The sequence below is a fragment of the Parendozoicomonas verongulae genome (assembly GCF_009711465.1).
Lineage (GTDB): Bacteria > Pseudomonadota > Gammaproteobacteria > Pseudomonadales > Endozoicomonadaceae > Sansalvadorimonas > Sansalvadorimonas verongulae.
In genome coordinates this window covers 1-210 of record NZ_SMME01000632.1, presented here as the reverse complement: position 1 = coordinate 210, position 210 = coordinate 1, and positions in this window count along the sequence as shown.

Sequence of the window (210 nt, the reverse complement as noted above, 5' to 3'; positions counted from 1 at the left end):
CTCTTTGTAGATACGCAGGTCGCGGCCCACGCGATTGAGTACCGTATCCGGGTTGTCCAGCAGCATGGCGCTGTATGCCTGTGCCATCTGGATACCGTGGTCGGCCTTGGCGATTTCATTGAAGCTGGGCTTTTCATTCCGTGCAGCCATGTCTCTCTCCTTATTAAAAGTCAGTATCCGTTCATGTCCATGGGGCCTCGCACGACCCCG